The 15,792-nt window shown below is 39.2% G+C and carries 10 protein-coding genes; 5 read left to right on the forward strand and 5 right to left on the reverse strand.

From position 1 onward, the window contains the following. Positions 1 to 105: 105 nt before the first annotated feature. From dnaJ to hrcA, 4 genes are all read right to left on the reverse strand, one after another. Entirely contained in the window at positions 106 to 1,251 is a 1,146-nt protein-coding gene (gene dnaJ, locus PLA12_02335; GenBank protein HOQ31329.1) for a molecular chaperone DnaJ, read from the reverse strand. A 92-nt stretch (positions 1,252 to 1,343) separates the two neighbouring features. Continuing rightward, the gene (gene dnaK / locus PLA12_02340; GenBank protein ID HOQ31330.1) at positions 1,344 to 3,245 is read right to left on the reverse strand and encodes a molecular chaperone DnaK; all 1,902 of its coding nucleotides are present in this window, start codon (positions 3,243 to 3,245) and stop codon (positions 1,344 to 1,346) included. Positions 3,246 to 3,317: 72 nt separating this feature from the next. Further along, on the reverse strand, positions 3,318 to 3,965 hold the full coding sequence (gene grpE / locus PLA12_02345; protein ID HOQ31331.1) for a nucleotide exchange factor GrpE: 648 nt from the start codon (positions 3,963 to 3,965) through the stop codon (positions 3,318 to 3,320). Between the two features lie 68 nt (positions 3,966 to 4,033). Further along, entirely contained in the window at positions 4,034 to 5,092 is a 1,059-nt protein-coding gene (gene hrcA / locus PLA12_02350) for a heat-inducible transcriptional repressor HrcA (protein ID HOQ31332.1), read from the reverse strand. 212 nt (positions 5,093 to 5,304) lie between these two features. Here hrcA and PLA12_02355 point away from each other — a divergent pair, with 212 nt between their 5' ends. Both PLA12_02355 and PLA12_02360 read left to right on the forward strand, forming a co-directional pair. Then, complete coding sequence (locus tag PLA12_02355) at positions 5,305 to 6,660, forward strand: Gfo/Idh/MocA family oxidoreductase (GenBank protein ID HOQ31333.1); 1,356 nt, start codon at positions 5,305 to 5,307, stop codon at positions 6,658 to 6,660. Positions 6,661 to 6,689: 29 nt separating this feature from the next. After that, positions 6,690 to 7,373, forward strand: a complete 684-nt coding sequence (locus PLA12_02360) for a DUF1080 domain-containing protein (GenBank protein ID HOQ31334.1) — start codon at positions 6,690 to 6,692, stop codon at positions 7,371 to 7,373. A gap of 570 nt (positions 7,374 to 7,943) precedes the next feature. Here PLA12_02360 and PLA12_02365 read toward each other — a convergent pair. Next, entirely contained in the window at positions 7,944 to 9,200 is a 1,257-nt protein-coding gene (locus PLA12_02365; protein HOQ31335.1) for an immunoglobulin domain-containing protein, read from the reverse strand. 552 nt (positions 9,201 to 9,752) lie between these two features. Here PLA12_02365 and rny point away from each other — a divergent pair. The 3 genes from rny to smc are packed head-to-tail and all read left to right on the forward strand — an operon-like array spanning position 9,753 to position 15,791. Beyond that, positions 9,753 to 11,318 carry a ribonuclease Y gene (gene rny, locus PLA12_02370; GenBank protein ID HOQ31336.1) on the forward strand — a complete coding sequence of 522 codons (1,566 nt, stop codon included), beginning with the start codon at positions 9,753 to 9,755 and terminating at the stop codon, positions 11,316 to 11,318. Between the two features lie 39 nt (positions 11,319 to 11,357). After that, positions 11,358 to 12,152, forward strand: a complete 795-nt coding sequence (locus PLA12_02375) for a TIGR00282 family metallophosphoesterase (GenBank protein HOQ31337.1) — start codon at positions 11,358 to 11,360, stop codon at positions 12,150 to 12,152. A gap of 57 nt (positions 12,153 to 12,209) precedes the next feature. Beyond that, positions 12,210 to 15,791, forward strand: coding sequence for a chromosome segregation protein SMC (smc, locus tag PLA12_02380; protein HOQ31338.1), 3,582 nt, complete (start codon positions 12,210 to 12,212; stop codon positions 15,789 to 15,791). Position 15,792 lies beyond the last annotated feature (1 nt).

Consider the following 15,792-nt stretch of genomic DNA (forward strand, 5'->3'; position numbering starts at 1 on the left):
TTTGCATTTAATACAAGGTTCACATACAACAAACGCCATTCGCTCCTCCTTCCAAATTTAATAATATAATATGACTTAACTTATAGGATAACGAAACCTGCAGGATTAATCAAATTTTTGTTCTTTTAATTCGCGGAACTTCCAATATTTGGGATAATTTTTAGAATTGGCTAAATCGTCCAATTCTCGAAGCAGGTCTTGCTGGTGTTTGGATAAGCGAACAGGTATCTCAACTACGATTTTATAGTATAGGTCACCCCTACCGCGATTATTCAAATGAGGCATTCCCAATCCTTTTTTTCTTAAAAGGTCACCGGATTGTGTGCCTTCAGGAATAGTAAGGTCAATCATACCATCAATAAGAGTAGGTGCTTTAATCACGGTTCCGGAGATAGCCTGGGATAAGGTTACAGGAACTTCACAATACAAATCACTGCCTTTGCGTTCAAACAAAGGATGTTCTTTTATCTGTAAATGGACATATAAATCACCTGGTGGACCTCCTCCTATTCCTGCTTCACCATCACCTACGGAACGCAAAGTTGTTCCAACATCTACACCCGGTGGAATATTAATTTCCGTTTCCCGTGTGGAAGAAATTCTTCCCTGACCTCCACAATGAATACAGGGGCGTGATATGTATTTCCCCTCTCCCCGACATTGAGGACAGGTTCGTGTAATGCTGAAAAATCCATGGGAAGCCCGTATTTGTCCCGTGCCTCCACATTGGGGACAAACTTCCATTTTTGAACCGGGTTCTGCACCGGTTCCATGGCATTCGCTACATGGTTCTTTGCATGAATAGCGAACTTTTTTCCTGGCTCCTGTGGCGGCTTCTTTTAATGTTATTGTTAATGTAGTTTGAACATCATTACCGCGCTGAGCATTGCTCCGTCGCCCTGTTCGACGGGTGCCGGAGCCAAAAATCATATCAAATAAATCATCAAAGGGCGACTCAAAACCTTCTCCGAAGCCTTCTGTAAACCCACGGAAACCGCCCGTGAAGTTTCCCATATCAAAAGGTTGTCCATCTACTGTGCCGTAACGGTCATATTGTGCCCTTTTCTCGGGATTTTTCAGAATATCATACGCTGCATTGATTTCTTTTAATTTTTCTTCTGCCTCTTTGTCGCCCCCGGTTTTGTCCGGGTGGTATTTATGTGCTAATTTTAAGTAGGCACGACGAATTTCGTCCTGCGAAGCATTCTTCGGGACACCTAATATTTCATATAAATCTTTACCACGAACCATATTATTACTTATCACCTACTACAATTGATAGTGTATTATACAAAATTATACAAAGAGGCAGAAGTCTTGTTTGATAACTGAAAGTCTTCAGGTTATACATCTACAACGCGTTGACCACCTTCCTCATTGGATGAAGTGTTTCCACTGTCAGAGGAAGTCTGTGTTGTTTGTTCTGCAGAAGGACCTTTTGCCTGAGTTGCGGCACGATACATGGCTTCTGACAATTTATGAGTAGTGGAAGTTACCTTATTCATTGCAGATTCAATATCTTCAATACGGTCTCCCGCTAATGCTTTACGCAATTCTTCTAGAGCAGATTCTACATCGGATTTTTCACTGGCAGAAACTTTATCACCGTATTCTTTCAAGAGTTTCTCAGTGCTATACAACAGCGAGTCCGCATTGTTTCGTACTTCTATTTCTTTACGCCGTCTTTTATCCTCTTCTGCATGCTGTTCTGCATCTTTTACCATCTTTTGAATTTCTTCTTCCGTTAGTCCACTGGAACTTTCAATACGAATTTTTTGTTCTTTACCGGTAGCGAGGTCTTTGGCGGAAACATGTAAAATGCCATTGGCATCAATATCAAATGTTACTTCGATTTGTGGGATACCTCGTGGTGCTGGCGGAATACCCACAAGGTCAAAACGACCTAATGTGCGGTTATCCCTTGCCATTTCACGCTCTCCCTGCAGTACATGAATAGTTACAGAAGTTTGGTTATCTGAAGCAGTAGTGAATATTTGCCGTTTGTTTACAGGGATTGTTGTGTTTCGTTCTATTAACTTGGTGCAAACGCCACCTAAAGTTTCGATACCTAATGACAAGGGAGTAACATCCAGCAATAAGATATCTTTTACTTCTCCTGCGAGGACGCCTCCTTGAATGGCGGCACCTACAGCGACTACTTCATCCGGGTTTACACCTCGGTGAGGTTCTTTTCCAAAGAGGTCTTGAACAATGCGTATTACAGCGGGCATGCGTGTCATACCACCGACAAGAATAACCTCGTCAATATCACTTGCTTTTAATCCAGCGTCTTGTAATGCTTGCAAGCAGGGTCCTTTTGTTCTTTGGAGCAAATCATCACAAAGTTGCTCTAATTTTGCCCGTGTCAGGGTATAGTTTAAGTGTTTCGGACCTGAGGCGTCTGCTGAAATAAAGGGCAGGTTAATATCTGTGGTCATTGTAGTGGATAATTCACACTTTGCTTTTTCTGCTGCTTCTTTTAATCTCTGCAACGCCATCGGGTCTTTTCGCAAATCTATACCCTGGTCTTTCAAAAATTCGTTGGCTAACCAGTCTATTATACGCTGGTCAAAATCATCACCACCTAAATGTGTATCTCCGTTTGTACTCAATACTTCGAAACTGTCATCACCGATAGCCAGGATTGAGATATCAAAAGTTCCACCACCTAAATCGTAAACGGCTATTTTCTCATTCTTTTTCTTATTCAATCCGTAAGCCAGAGCTGCTGCTGTGGGCTCGTTAATTATCCTCAATACTTCCAGGCCTGCAATTTTACCAGCATCTTTGGTTGCCTGTCTTTGGGAGTCATTAAAATAGGCGGGGACAGTGATAACAGCCTGGGTAACTTTTGTACCTAAATAGGTTTCTGCTGTTTCCTTCATTTTTTGAAGTATCATCGCAGAAATCTCAGGGGGTTTGTAGGTCTTGCCGTGAATTTCTACCTGACAGTCTCCATTTGGGGCTTCAGTTACCTTATATGGGACACGCTTAATTTCTTCTGTTGCTTCATGATAGCGACGACCCATAAAGCGTTTAATTGAAAATACTGTATTTTGGGGATTGGTAATTGCTTGCCGTTTTGCAATTGCACCTACCAATCGTTCTCCATCCTTTGTGAAGCCGACTACTGAAGGAGTAGTACGGTTTCCTTCTGCATTGGCAATGACTACAGGCTCGCCACCTTCCATCACCGCAACACAGGAATTTGTTGTTCCTAAATCAATTCCTATAACTTTTCTCATAGGTCTTTCAACCTCCTTTTGTAAAATTTTAGTAAAAAATGTTTTATTTTAGAACATTTTTTTTATTTTTTGTCATTGTTGTTTATTTTCTTCATTATTATTGGCTGTTTGTTCTGGCAATTTGCTTACCACAACTTTTGCAGGTCGTAGCACGCGTTTGCCTAACAAATAGCCTTTCTGATATTCCTGGACCACCGTTCCCTCCGATTGTTCGGATTCTATTTGGGCTAATGCCTCATGAACATTCGGGTCGAACGGTTGTCCTATCGTTTCTATAGGTAGCAAACCTCGTGCCATGAGTGTATCTTTCAATTGAGAAAAGACCATACGAATGCCCGAAGCAAAGGCATCCTCTGGGTCTGGTATATGTTGTAAAGCCCTTTCAAAGTTATCTAAAACAGGGAGTAAGTCTTTAATAAGGTGTTCTGTGGCTGTTTCGCGGATTTCTTTGATTTCCCGTGTAGTCCGTTTTCGATAATTGTCATATTCTGCACAAATACGGAGATAACGGTCTTTTAATTCTTCTAATTCTTTTGTTTTTTCTTCGAATAGTTTAGAAATTTCGTCCAAAGAGTTCGATTTTGAAACAGTTTCTTCTTCAACAGGTTCCTCCGATGATGGAGGAACGATAGATGCCCGTCTGATGATTTCAGAATCGGACGCAGTGCTTTCTTTGTCTTGTTCAAATTTTTTCTCTAATTCTGATTTCCCGTTTTCCATATATAAAATCACCACTCCTTTGCTTATAATTATTATTTCAATCTAAATATTTTTTAATTAATAATTACTTAACGCCACAGTCGGGATAACATTTTGCCTACCATTCCCGCTGTGTAATCTACAATGGAAGAGAGCCTTTCATAAGGCATTCGTTTGGGTCCCAGAATGCCAATGAAACCTGCAGGCTCCTCCTGTTCCTCTAACCGATAAGGAGATGCAATAATTCCAAATTCATTAATATTATTCATCATCGTTTCTGAACCGATTAGTACGGTTCTTTTTTGGTTTTCTGAACGAGCTAACGATTCTCTTAACGCTTTTACTAAGGGAGAGGGGTCTTCCATGATACCGATAATACTTCTTACCTTTGTTGACTCCTGAAATTCAGGCTGGTCAAACAAATTATTAGTTCCATCTAAAAACATCTGATTGGCTGGAGGTTCCACCTGTGTCAGAATTTTCAATGCTAATTCAACTAATTTTCTTCGTTCATCGAAGAATTTTCTTAAACTTTCACGAACAACAGGATAAATATTATCTATTGAAACATTCAATAAGGATTCGTTTAAGAATTTATTCAGCGATTCTAAAAGTTGTGTAGACACTGTACTGTCCAGAATAACAGAAGAAGTGTGAACACATCCAAAACTATCTACTATCAAGATAGCCACTTGTCGTTCTAATAGAGGTACTAATTCTACATGACGGATGACTGCGGTACTTTCAGCTGGAAGTTCTGCCAAACCCGCCTGATGACTTGCCAAAGCCAATAAATGGCTTGTCTGGCGAAGAATCTGGTCTGCAGAGTCCATTTTTTTTGTTAATTCCTGTTTGATGTGTTCACGCTCTGCTAATGTTAACTCCTGAACCTTCATCAAGTGTGTAACGTAGTATTTATAACCCATATCTGTAGGAACTCTACCGGAACTTGTATGAACCTGTGTAAGATAACCCATCTCCTCCAAGTCTGCCATTACATTGCGAATTGTTGCCGGGCTCAAATTTAAGCCTAATTTCTTTACAACAGTTCTGGAGCCTACCGGTTCCGCTGTTGTAATGTATATATGCACAACGGCTTCTAAAACAGTTCGTTCTCGTTCATTTAATGGAGGAAATTTTGTATTCATAACAATACACCTTTTAGCACTCACTAAGGTAGAATGCTAATAATAGTTTATCATATATCTTAACGACTGTCAAAATAATTTCGTTGGCAACGCCTAATTTTGACCAGATATAAATATATAAATTGATTTGTTTCTTATAGATTAAAAGTAGTAATTTATTATCATATCTTCTGAAAGATAAACTAATAAAAGGATACGAAAGGATATATATAATGAAAAGGCGTAGTTTTTTAAAATTAGCGGTCGGGGCCCCATTAATTGTTAAATCCTCTGTGATAAGAGCCCAGGGTATTCCTCCTTCAGAACAGGTAATTATTGGTGTTATAGGTATTGGTGGCCGTTCCCATGAACTCATACATACTCTGTTTAATATTCCTGCTGCACGCATTGTTGCTGCATGCGATTGTTTCAAACCAAGAATTGATTCTGCAATGAGCTCAGTAGGAGAGAAGAATGGCTGGCATGCTTATACAAATCCATTAGAGATGTTAGATAAAGAAAAATTGGACGGTGTTGTGGTCTCTACGACTACACATTCGCGTGCTTGGATTTCTGCTCATGCTATGGTGCGAGGTATGGATGTGTATATGGAAAAACCTATGGCGTTGACTGTAGAGGAAGGGCGGACACTTGTAAAAATGGCACGAAAATATAAACGCGTTACACAAGTGGGGACCCAGCAACGGTCTATCCCTTTGAATAACTGGGCAAGTGACCTTGTGAAAAAGGGTGCTATTGGTAAATTAAAGAAAGTCATATCTGCCAATTTTGTAAGTCCGTTACGCTGGAATGAGAATACACAATATCCGGAGTCCCCCTATACAAATGAGCCATGGTGGGATTTATGGACGAATCAGGCTGTCTTTCGGCCCTATCATGAAGATTTACATCGTGGCTGGGCGAAATGGTGGGATTATGATGGAGGAGGGACCTCTTTTGGCGTTACAGGTTGGGGTGCTCATGCGTATGACCAGATTCAAAGAGGATTAGGAACGGATACAACAGGACCTATGGAGATAATACTTGAAGAACCTGTTAAAGAACTTCCTGCGGGCTTGTTTGAAGAGCGTGAAATTAAACCGGAAGAGACAGGGGCTTCTTATTATCCTATGACCAAAGGGATAGTAGGTCCCCGTGCTAAGGTTCGTATGCGGTATGAAAATGGTGTGGAATTGGAATTGTATTATGATTCGGACAGAGGTCCCGGGTTAGGATGCATTTTTATGGGTGAAAATGGAAGTATTGAAATCAATCGTGATGCTGTTTCATCAAATCCACCTGAAATATTACAACGCTCCGATAGGCCGCAAAAATTATCTGTGCCAGAAACACAGCCACATCTTGAAGATTGGATTCAGGCTATTAAAACACGGAAGCAATGTCATGCAGATATTGAGATTGGACATCGCAGCAATACGCTGTGTATTCTTGTGAACATTGCTCGGGATTTGGGCAAAGTAGGCGAGATATTAAAATGGAACCCAAAGAAAGAGCAGTTCGAAAATTGTGATGAAGGAAATGCTATGCTCTCTCGTCCCCGTCGCAAGGGCTATGAGTTACCTGTATAAAAGAACATCTTTTGAAAAGGAGTTTATCAATGTATATATTACTTATGATGGCATTACTTTTTCAGAATTTTATATCTGCTCCCGATACCCCTAAGGAAGGAGGTTTTGTTTCTATCTTTGATGGGAAAACATTGAAAGGATGGGAGGGACTTGAAGGTTGGTGGTGGGTTGAGGATGGAGCCATAACAAGTAAGAGTACAACGCAAAAGCCCTGTGAAAAAGCGCATTATCTTTACTGGATGGGAGGGCAGCCTGAAGATTTTATCTTGAAATTAGAATTTCGTCTTGAAAATAATAATTCAGGTATCCAATTTCGCAGTGAAAAACGACCGGACTATGACATTTGGGGTTATCAAGCGGATATAGATGAAAGTGGCGAATGGACAGGTTGCTTATTCCAGCATGACCGTTGGGCTGTTGTTAAACGCGGTTATAAAGCATGGATTGATAAAGATGGAACCCGAAAAGAGGAGCCCATTGGTGACCCGAAAGAATTATTATCGGCTGTAAAATTCAAAGATTGGAATGAATATGAAATAAGAGCGATAGGAAATCATATAGAACTTTTTATTAATGGAACAAAGATGTGCGAAGTTTTTGATGATGATAAACAATATTCCCGTCGAAAAGGATATATTGCTTTGCAAATGCATCCGGGACCTTCTATGAAAGTTCAATTTCGTAATATCCGTATCAAAATCGTCAAGGAATAATTTGAATATCTATAGTACATAGGCAACACATATCTTTTAGCATTTTCACAATACGACGAAGACTATCAAAAATATGCATGAGGAAGAAGAGAGAATATCTACGAATTTAACATACACTACTTCTCTTCTTTGTAGACGGTAAATTAGTGAATAATTATAACCACGAATTCCCACGAATAGACACGAATAAAAAAGAATGGTAAAAATCTATCATGCATTATTTTATTCGATGTAGATAAACTGTCCCCGCTGCTGGTATTTTTTTTGCCCTCTATCCTTCCATTTTTGACATACAAACCCTGCAGAGATGAAAAATCTTTCTATTCTACCCCTTTGTGTTCTCTGTGATTAATTATTTTTACAACGAAATAGGGGCATGGCATGCCGTACCCCTACGATTGAAAAAGAATATATAAATCTGTTGTTTATGTCTATTTATGCTCTATAGAAAATCATTAAATTAGATTACAAAATCAATTTGATTTGCATTAATAATAAAAATAAGAGGAAATCTCTTTCGAAATTTCCTCTTATTTAACAAATTATAAATATTTTCGCTGTCTTAAATAATTACTTTCTTCTGCGACGAAGAACCAAAACACCGCCTGCGGAGCAAAGTGTTGTAATAACTGCAAGGCCAATGCCACCTGCTACAGGAATTGTTCCTTCGGGAAGTATCTGAACAGTTACTGTTGCCGATGCATAGATACCTTTCGAACTATCTGTTACTACACACTGATATGCACCTGCATCTGCAGTGGTTACATCACGAATAACTAACTGGTTCCCTGTAGCGCCATCAATATCTTCACCATTTTTTGTCCATTGGATTGAATATGGGGCTACTAAATCTTTTAGTTCAACACGCAAATCAATTGTTCCACCTTCTTCTACTTTGATTGTTCCACTCGGATAAATTGTTACTTTATCACTCGAAGGAGGCACATAGCCCGGATAAATCGACGGGTCTAATACTGCTGCGATAAAAGTATCACCAGGACCTTTCACACCAGCAAATTCTTGGTATTCTTCAAAATTGGTATAGCCATCACCGTCTGCATCACCATCTTTGGCTAAGAATTCAGGTAATCTTTCATAGTTATTTGGGTCACGCTCAATATCATTTACAAGGCAAGAACCCTGACTTATCACATCACAAAGAGCCAATAAACCTGCTACTGTTGCAACTGTGTTTGCACTTGGGTCATCTCCCACGGTTGCATACCCAGCTAATACCATAAGTAAATTACGGAATAAAGTTACGATATCCTGAGGGTTTACACATCCCGGTGGATTATCAGGAGTGGTACATAATGGCGGAACTTGAGGATAATAACCTCGGAGAACATTCCATAAGGAGGGTAACAAAACCGTCAAGAAATTATGCATCCCATCTGTATAAAGTTTCTGATAGTTTGCATTGTATGCAGCAATTACATCTGTCGGGTTAACACCAGGTTGTACCTGTCCTGGCAGTGTACCTGAAGCCAAATTAGCATATTTAGTTGGATTTTGAACCAATTCTTTGATGATACGAAGTTCGTAGTTTCCATCTAACATGCCATTAGGTGTGGGCATGTCATCTACGATACCGCCGTTAAGGTCCGCTATATCACACTGGATCATGGTTAACAACGCGGCATCCTCGCCCAGTAATTCTACTAACCAAGCAAATTTTGTCGTGACTAAATTATACGCACCATCCATTAAAGTACAGAAGTTAACTTCACTTGGGTTAGGGGGCGGTTGAACCGCATAACTTTGAGCACTCAGCCCAACAACTAAACCTACGAGCAACAGCATTGATAAAGATTTTTGTTTTAACATAGTTTACTCCTCCCTAAAGGTTAGGGGTTTATAGTTATATTTAATTTTGTAAAACACCTCAAGACTACCTACAGCCTTGACACATATAAACTATATCATAAAAAAAATAAAAAGTCAAGTCAAAAAGTATATTTTTTTAAAATTTTTTATTCCCTGATACAAAGTTCAATTTTTAAAGATTTTTATTTGATTTCGATTTTATTTTTGAGTTTCAAAAAAGGTATAATATTTTCAGATATATGGTTCATGACCATACAAAAATTTTGTGTTTACTAAATGAAAATAAAATTAAACCCTGTGAAAAGGTAGTGGAAAGGAAAAGATATTTTTCGAGGGGTTCTGAAATATATGTATAAGGATAAGAAAGCACACCTGAAAAAGAGGTTGTGTTCTTTATATTTTTTGCAATTCAATGCATATTTTATGTCATTGTGTTCATTGCGTTTAATAGCAGAAACTCCATAATCCTATGCAGGGTATAAGTTTCTGTAATCCTTAACCCCTCCGAAAATTCCTTGTCCATCCTTTTCAAAGAAAGAAGGAGGATTTTACATGCTTATGGTATATTACGCAATTGGAGGCGGGATTGCAGGTATTCTCCTTGGTGTTTTGTTAACCCTTTTGGGTGTCCGAATTCGAGCCAATAGTATATTAAGTCGTGCTCATCGTGAGTTTGCCCAAAAAGTTACCGACGCCGAAAGAGAATCTGCAGCAATTATCCGCGATGCAAAAACAAGAGCCCGTGAAATTGAAGTAGAAATGCGCCAAAAAATGGAAGCAGAAGGGCGTGAAATGAGGCGTGAAATTGCCAATCTCGAAAAGAGAATCCAGTCCAAGGAAGAAGCCGTCGAAAAGCGAGCAGAAGCATTAGATAAAACTGCTATTCAATTAAGTACGCAGGAACGGGAACTGGTTTCACGAGAAAAGCAATTGGATAAAGAGCGAGAACGCATTATTGCCCTTCAACAGGAGCAAGTTAAACGACTTGAAACTATTGCAGGTATGACATCCGAACAGGCCCGCAAAGAATTGTTTACCATGCTCGAAACAGAAGTGAAACGGGATTGTGCCTTACAATTAAAACGGATTGAAGAAGAATTGAAAGAAGAGGCGGATAAACGCGCCAAATGGATTATTGGCGAAGCCATTCAGCGTTGTGCAGTTGACCATGTCGCCGAGACTACTGTAACGGTTGTTTCTCTGCCGAATGAAGAAATGAAAGGTAGAATTATCGGGCGTGAAGGTCGGAATATACGCACATTGGAGAATGCTACTGGTGTGAACATTATTATTGATGATACGCCCGAAGCCGTTATAATCTCGGGTTTTGACCCGGTTCGCCGTCAAATTGCTAAACTAACTTTAGAACGAATGATACAAGATGGAAGAATTCATCCTGCCCGTATCGAAGAATTGGTTGAAAAAATTACTGAAGAACTGAATCAAACTATCCGCGAACGAGGTGAAGAAGCCTGTTTAGAAGCCGATGTGCATGGACTTCACCCTGAAATTGTTAAACTGTTAGGGAAATTAAGTTTCCGCACTTCCTACGGTCAAAATGTTTTACGGCATTCGATTGAAGTTTCACATTTGACAGGAATTATGGCAGCCGAATTAGGATTAAATATTCAGGAAGCTAAACGAGCTGGGCTTATCCATGATATAGGAAAAGCCTTAACTCACGAGGTTGAAGGTGCACATGCTGTTCTGGGACATGATTTAGCCAAACGATATGGTGAGTCTGAGGCTATAGCCAATGCTATTGGAGCCCATCATGGTGATATGCCATCTAGTTCTATATTGGCGGTGCTTATACAAGCGGCTGATGCCATGTCGGCATCACGACCTGGAGCAAGAAGTGAAAGTTTACAAATCTATCTAAAACGGCTGGAACAATTAGAAACTATCTGCAATTCATTTTCGGGTGTGGAGAAAGCCTTTGCCATACAAGCAGGTCGTGAAGTCCGTGTTATGGTGCAGCCTAACCAGATTAGTGATGCAGAAGCGGCAGTTTTAGCCCGTGATTTAGCCCGAAAGATTGAAACGGAACTTACCTATCCCGGACAAATTAAAGTTACAGTTGTCCGCGAAACACGCGCTATTGAAACGGCAAAGTAGTCATAAATTTTAATTTTATCTTTTATGTAAGGAAATTAGATGGTTAAGGTTCTTTTTTTAGGTGATATTATTGGTAAACCCGGTCGAAATATTGTCAACGAAATTCTTCCGCAAATAACAAGAGAACATGATATTGACCTTGTTCTTGGTAATGCGGAAAATAGTGCCGGGGGACTGGGCGTTACACCGGAGACCCTTCAATCCCTTCGGAAAACAGGTATTAACGGTTTTACATTAGGAAACCATATCTGGCGCTATGATTCCATTGTTTCTTCGCTGGAAAACGATACAGATGTGGTAAAACCTGCGAATCTTCCCCCCGCGACACCTGGAAAAAATTTTATGATTCTGACTGCTCGTAATGGAGTGAAGGTAGGAATTGTTTCTCTCTTAGGTAGAGTTTTTATGGAACCTGTAGATTGTCCCTTTCGACGGGGTGAAGAAGTAATCAATGAAATTTCCAAAGAAACCCATGTTATCATTGTAGATATTCATGCAGAAGCCACAGCGGAAAAAATCGCTCTTGCGTGGTATCTGGATGGGAAATGTAGTGCCATCCTCGGGACCCATACTCATGTGCAAACAGCCGATGAATGGATTTTGCCGAGTGGAACGGCATATATCTCGGATGTGGGCATGTGCGGACCGTATCACTCGGTTATTGGAATGGAAGTAAGTCGAGTGCTTACTCGATTTCTTACGGGTATTCCTAAAAAGTGGGAAGTGGCTAATGGTCCCGCTGTCTTTAATGCGGTATTGCTGGAAATTGATGAGAAAAACGGGAAAGCACACAAAATCGAACGGGTAATGATTAAAAAGCCGGGTTCTATGTAAATCCTTTTTATATTTTTATATAATGATAAAAACTTCGGAGATAAACAGGAATTAATTATGTATCTAAAACAGATAGAACTCATTGGATTTAAATCATTTGCGGAACGAACAGTTCTATCTTTCAATCCGGGGATTACGGCTATTGTAGGTCCTAATGGCTCTGGAAAGAGTAATATTCTGGATGCCATTCGCTGGGTTCTGGGAGAGCAAAGCACCCGAGAATTACGGACAACACAAATGGCAGAGATTATATTCAATGGGAGCGAAAATCGTTCTGCACTGGGTATGGCTGAGACTACTATATCCTTTGATAATCATGATGGAAAATTACCTTTAGAATTCACTGATGTGCAGGTAACACGAAAGGTATATCGTTCGGGTGAAGGGGAATACTTCTTAAATAAGTCGCCTTGTCGCCTCAAAGATATTACTGAATTATTTATGGATACCGGTATTGGAACGGATTCGTATTCTATCATTGGGCAGGGTAAAATAGACTTGATTATCAGTACTCATCCTGAAGACCGACGGTATCTTTTTGAAGAAGTTGCGGGGATTGTTCGATACAAATCACGGAGAAAGATTGCCTTGCGTAAATTGGAATCTGCGGAACAAAATCTACTTCGTCTTCATGATGTTATAGCAGAAGTAGAAAGGCAACTCCGAAGTCTCAAAAGGCAGGCTCAATTAGCCCAGCGGTACAGAAACCTGATTCAAAAATTAAAAGAACTGGAGGTGCGTAATGCGTGGTTTTTATATAACACGTTACAGGAAAAAATTCATGATTTCAAACAGGAACTTAATGAAAAGAAACATAACTATATTACCGAATTAGATAAACTTACCCAATTAGAAGCACAGGAAGAACAGAATTATTTACAACGGTCAGAGATTGAAAAAAACTTATCGAGTAAACGCGAACAACTCCACGAAATAGAATCAAAATTAGAACATCTCGAATCTCAGTTGGGGCTTCATCAAAAAGAAATTGAATTTTTGAATATGCGGAAAAAATCGTCTGAAGATGAAAAAGAGGCATTGCTCCTGCGTATACAGGAAGTCGAGTCAGAAACCCTCCAATTAGAACAAAAAAAAGAGGCATTAGCCCAACAAATACAGGAATTAGAAACGATTATACAGGGATTAAAGCAGGAAGAAGAAGAACAATTACGATACATTCAACTCTCCGAATTAGAACTTCAGCAAAAACAACAATTCCTACTGGAACAAATCCATTCAAAAAATCAAATTCAGTCGCGTATTCAGGTGTTACAATCTCAACAACAAACCTTCCAAAAACAAATTACAGAAATTCAAGAGACCATTCGCAATAATCAGGAAACCCATCAAAAATTAGAGCAAGAAAAACAAAAATTGTTATCTGAAATGAAAAGCAAACAAGATGAAATTAAACAACTTTCCGAAGAGATGGAAAAAATTCAACAAAATTTACGGAAAATAGAGCAGACAATATATCAAGAGGAGGAAAAACATCAGGAACTTCGCGAAACATTAAGCCGATTGGAAGCACGACTTAATTCCTTGAATGAACTTCGTGAGAAATATGAAGGGTTCGCCGGTGGTGTTCGTGCGGTTATGAATGCAAAGAATGAAGGTATTTTAGGAGGGGAACAAATTTTAGGACCGATAGGAGATTTAATTCGCACCGAACGCGGATATGAAGTAGCCATTGAATCTGCATTAGGCGGAAATATCAATAATATTGTTGTGCAAACAGCAGAATCGGCCAAGATAGCCATTGCGTTCTTAAAAGAACATTGGGCAGGAAGAGTTACCTTCTTACCTCTCGATACATTACGCCCGGGAACTATGGATAACTATCCAGAATTGCAACAGTATTCGGGGTTGATTGGTCCTGCCATTAATTTTGTGCATTCCGATGAAGAGATACTTCCTGCGCTTCAATATCTGTTATATAACACTTATTTAGTTCAGACCATTGAGGATGCTATAAAAATAGCAAAAAATCATCATCGCTACCCGAAACTGGTAACAATAGACGGTGAGATTATTAACCAATCGGGCGCTGTTACAGGTGGGCGGACAAAACATGAATCTCGAGGGTTGCTTTCTCGTGTATCTGAAATAGAAGAATTACAGGAACAGCAGAAAAAATGTCAACAAGAAATACAAAAAAATCGAGCAAATTTAAATCAACTTAAAGAACAGATTTCTTCTTTACAGCAACAAATTCAGGGGCTTCATGATAAAAAAAGTTCGTTATTAAATCAGGTTCAGCAGATACAAATAGAACATGCCCGTGTTATCGCCCAACAAGAACAAGTGTTTCAATTATTGCAACAACTTCAGATGTCTCAAACAGATTTTGAAAAAGAAGTTGAGAAGTTAAAAAAGGAAATGACGAAAACAGATGAAGAAGCATCGCTTATATTACAGGATGATACTCAACTAAAAAATGAAATACAGCAGAAACAGCAACAATTACAAGAACTACGGGAATGGTTGGAACAAAAACGGCAAAATTCAACAGAACTAAGGGTTCAATTTACAAGTATTTTGTCCCAGATTCACGAGGTTGATAATAATATTGTTCGTTTAAAAAATGAATATAATCGAATTATATCCTCGTCGGATGAATCGAAACAACAGATACAAGACTTTTTAAATGAAATCCAATCCTTGCATGAAAAAATATCCGAATCAAGAATACAATTAGCCCAGTTCAATGAATTGCGACAAAAAGCCCAACAAGAATTGGTTCAGGTTCAAGAACAATATCAGCAACACATCCAATCTTTTGAAGAAAACTCACGAACGATAAAAGAACTTCGTCAACAACTCCAGCAAGAGCAAGAACAACTCCATCAATTGGAATTGGAGTTTTCCCAGATTCGGCAACAATCAGATTTTCTTCGACAGCGTATTTCTGAGGAATATCAAATTGATTTAGATACAATATCGTCAGGTGAGGTAGGGTCTGATGAATGGGATGAAAACGAACGGAACGAACAAATTGAGCAAATTCGCCAACAAATACAAAGAATGGGTACTGTAAATCCTATGGCGGTGGAAGAATATGAAGAGATGTTAAAACGATATGATTTCCTTTCCGCTCAACAGAAAGACCTAAATCAAGCGAAAGAAAAATTACAAGGAATAATTCATAAAATTGATGAAACTGTTCTTTCTATGTTTACACAAACTTTTAAACAGGTTGGAGAATATTTCAAGGAATTTTTCCGCCGACTCTTCAATGGAGGGCATGCTCGTATATACCTTATTGATGAAAATGACCCTCTGGAATCAGGTATTGAAATTGAAGCACGACCTCCGGGCAAAAAACCTCAGTCTATACATCAACTTTCGGGGGGCGAACAGGCTCTAACTGCTATTGCCCTGCTTTTTGCTATATTCCAGACAAAACCCAGTCCTTTCTGCATACTTGATGAAGTGGACGCACCTCTGGATGATACCAATATTGGTCGTTTTCTTGAAATCGTAAAGGAATTTTCAAAAAATTCTCAATTTATCATTATTACCCATAATAAACAAACAATGGCATGTGCTGATGCGATTATTGGTATTACGCAGCAAGAACGCGGTGTCTCTGAAATAGTTTCTATAAAATTGAACGAACTTGCAGAATCAACAGCTTAAT

Origin of the sequence: Candidatus Hydrogenedens sp. (assembly GCA_035378955.1) — a bacterium.
Taxonomy (GTDB): domain Bacteria; phylum Hydrogenedentota; class Hydrogenedentia; order Hydrogenedentales; family Hydrogenedentaceae; genus Hydrogenedens.

Excerpts from the sequence above, each read along its gene's own strand:
- dnaJ (HOQ31329.1), bottom strand. The coding sequence starts at position 1,251 with ATGGTTCGTGGTAAAGATTTATATGAAATATTAGGTGTCCCGAAGAAT.
- dnaK (HOQ31330.1), bottom strand. The coding sequence starts at position 3,245 with ATGAGAAAAGTTATAGGAATTGATTTAGGAACAACAAATTCCTGTGTT.
- grpE (HOQ31331.1), bottom strand. The coding sequence starts at position 3,965 with ATGGAAAACGGGAAATCAGAATTAGAGAAAAAATTTGAACAAGACAAA.
- hrcA (HOQ31332.1), bottom strand. The coding sequence starts at position 5,092 with ATGAATACAAAATTTCCTCCATTAAATGAACGAGAACGAACTGTTTTA.
- PLA12_02355 (HOQ31333.1), top strand. The coding sequence starts at position 5,305 with ATGAAAAGGCGTAGTTTTTTAAAATTAGCGGTCGGGGCCCCATTAATT.
- PLA12_02360 (HOQ31334.1), top strand. The coding sequence starts at position 6,690 with ATGTATATATTACTTATGATGGCATTACTTTTTCAGAATTTTATATCT.
- PLA12_02365 (HOQ31335.1), bottom strand. The coding sequence starts at position 9,200 with ATGTTAAAACAAAAATCTTTATCAATGCTGTTGCTCGTAGGTTTAGTT.
- rny (HOQ31336.1), top strand. The coding sequence starts at position 9,753 with ATGCTTATGGTATATTACGCAATTGGAGGCGGGATTGCAGGTATTCTC.
- PLA12_02375 (HOQ31337.1), top strand. The coding sequence starts at position 11,358 with ATGGTTAAGGTTCTTTTTTTAGGTGATATTATTGGTAAACCCGGTCGA.
- smc (HOQ31338.1), top strand. The coding sequence starts at position 12,210 with ATGTATCTAAAACAGATAGAACTCATTGGATTTAAATCATTTGCGGAA.